3 protein-coding genes are annotated in these 1588 nt (G+C 33.9%); all 3 read right to left on the bottom strand.

Features of this window, described 5'->3' with window-relative positions:
* Positions 1 to 248: 248 nt before the first annotated feature.
* The 3 genes from FT993_RS12445 to FT993_RS01220 are packed head-to-tail and all read right to left on the bottom strand — an operon-like array spanning position 249 to position 1425.
* Positions 249 to 455, bottom strand: a complete 207-nt coding sequence (locus FT993_RS12445) for a GDCCVxC domain-containing (seleno)protein (protein WP_147860724.1) — start codon at positions 453 to 455, stop codon at positions 249 to 251.
* Complete coding sequence (gene merTP / locus FT993_RS01225) at positions 455 to 1054, bottom strand: mercuric transport protein MerTP (protein WP_147860723.1); 600 nt, start codon at positions 1052 to 1054, stop codon at positions 455 to 457. Before merTP ends, FT993_RS12445 begins: the two co-directional genes overlap by 1 nt.
* Positions 1051 to 1425 carry a metalloregulator ArsR/SmtB family transcription factor gene (locus FT993_RS01220; RefSeq protein WP_147860722.1) on the bottom strand — a complete coding sequence of 125 codons (375 nt, stop codon included), beginning with the start codon at positions 1423 to 1425 and terminating at the stop codon, positions 1051 to 1053. The genes merTP and FT993_RS01220 overlap by 4 nt, the downstream gene beginning before the upstream one ends.
* Positions 1426 to 1588 lie beyond the last annotated feature (163 nt).

Below are 1588 nucleotides of genomic sequence, written 5' to 3'. Positions count from 1 at the left end.
CAACGGTCTTGTATATGAAAAGTAGCGGATTTTAAGCACTAAATTTTCGGAAAGCAAGATACTTAATTAAATGCAAAAACGGTTCAGGTTAGCACCTAAACCGCTATTTTTTATATACGTTGTTACCCACTGGCTTTATTCCGTTCAGCTTGGTTTTCAGCGTTGGCAAAGACATACTCTTTTGCAATTTTTGGCGTAGCATTGGCTCGTGCGAATTGCAAATGTGTATGGCTTTTAGCGTTGGCTTTTTAGCAACAACTTTCTTTCTGTTGTATTGAAGGACATTTTACTGAACCAAAACTGCAATAGACACAACAATCGCCTTCGTTTGGTCGTAATACTTTTTTACAATTCTCACATTCGTAAAAGAATTGACAGGATTCTGTTGGCATTTCTTCTACTTTTTTATGTCCACAATTTGGACAAGTAATTTCTGATTTTAATTGAACTTCCATTAGTTTTCTTTTTTGTCGGTTACTTTATAACCTGTTGAGTTAATTGCTTTCTCGATTTCCGTTTTATTGGTTTTGGTTTTGTCAAACTCAATGATTGCATTTCCATTTTCGTAGGACGCTCTTGAATTTACAATTCCATTGAGTTTATTTACTTCGTGATTTACGTGTTCTTCGCAACTCGCACAAGTCATTCCGCTGATTTTGAATTCAGTGGTTTTAATGTCCGATTTGTCAACTACAATTATTTGTTTTTCTGTGTTTGGGTAAAAAATTTCAGAATAATATGGGAAAGCCAACATTACAATTGCAAATACGGTTACAATTCTTAAAAACTTTTTTGATTGAATAAATTTTGGTTTTTCGTCCGTTTCGCAGTCGCAGTCAATTTCTTTACGAGGTTTTAATTTTTTATACCAAGCAAAACCGAGAACTAAAATTGTCAGTCCTATTAAATAAGGTCTAAAAGGTTCTATCCAAGAAAATGTTGAAGCAATTCCGCTCGTTCCTGCGATTAGAGCCAAAACTGGTGTAATACAACATAATGAAGCTGTAATTGCGGTTAATAAACCTGCACCAATTAATTTGTTATCACTTTTCATATCGTTTCTAAAATTTTGTTTTTATCAAGTATCTCAAAGAACGGATTTAACATTTTTTCGTATTCCGCTGTCAATGAGTAAAATATTGTTTGAGCTTCTCTTTCCGTTTCTATTAAATTTCTGTCTTTCATTTTCCTCAAATGTTGAGAGATTGCAGAAATGTTCATTCCAAGAATATCGCTTAAATCACAAACGCAAAGTCTTTTTTCCTCAAAGAGTAGGTAAAGTATTTTCAGGCGAACGCTATTTCCGACTAATGAAAGTCCGTTCGCCAAATAGTCGAACGATTCGCTTAATTCCGAAACTGTGTCTTTGCAACGATTTATTTGCTCAATATCGGCTTGTTGTCTTATGCAAGAATTATTTTCCATATCGCAAAGTTACATTTATTTCTTATTTAAGCAAATACTTAAATACATAATTCTTAAACGTTGGGAAAATTTTAGCTCTTTTGGTTTTTTAGCGTTGGATTTGTGTTTCGGAAAAAACCGAAAGTGCTAAAATGTGCGGTGGGTTTTCAGCTTGTGGGTAACG

The organism is Mesonia sp. HuA40 (genome assembly GCF_008017835.1).
Taxonomy (GTDB): Bacteria; Bacteroidota; Bacteroidia; order Flavobacteriales; family Flavobacteriaceae; genus Mesonia.
The sequence above is the reverse complement of the archived record's forward strand: the minus strand, read 5'-3'. Positions and strand labels throughout refer to the sequence as shown.

Excerpts from the sequence above, each read along its gene's own strand:
- merTP (WP_147860723.1), bottom strand. The coding sequence starts at position 1,054 with ATGAAAAGTGATAACAAATTAATTGGTGCAGGTTTATTAACCGCAATT.
- FT993_RS01220 (WP_147860722.1), bottom strand. The coding sequence starts at position 1,425 with ATGGAAAATAATTCTTGCATAAGACAACAAGCCGATATTGAGCAAATA.
- FT993_RS12445 (WP_147860724.1), bottom strand. The coding sequence starts at position 455 with ATGGAAGTTCAATTAAAATCAGAAATTACTTGTCCAAATTGTGGACAT.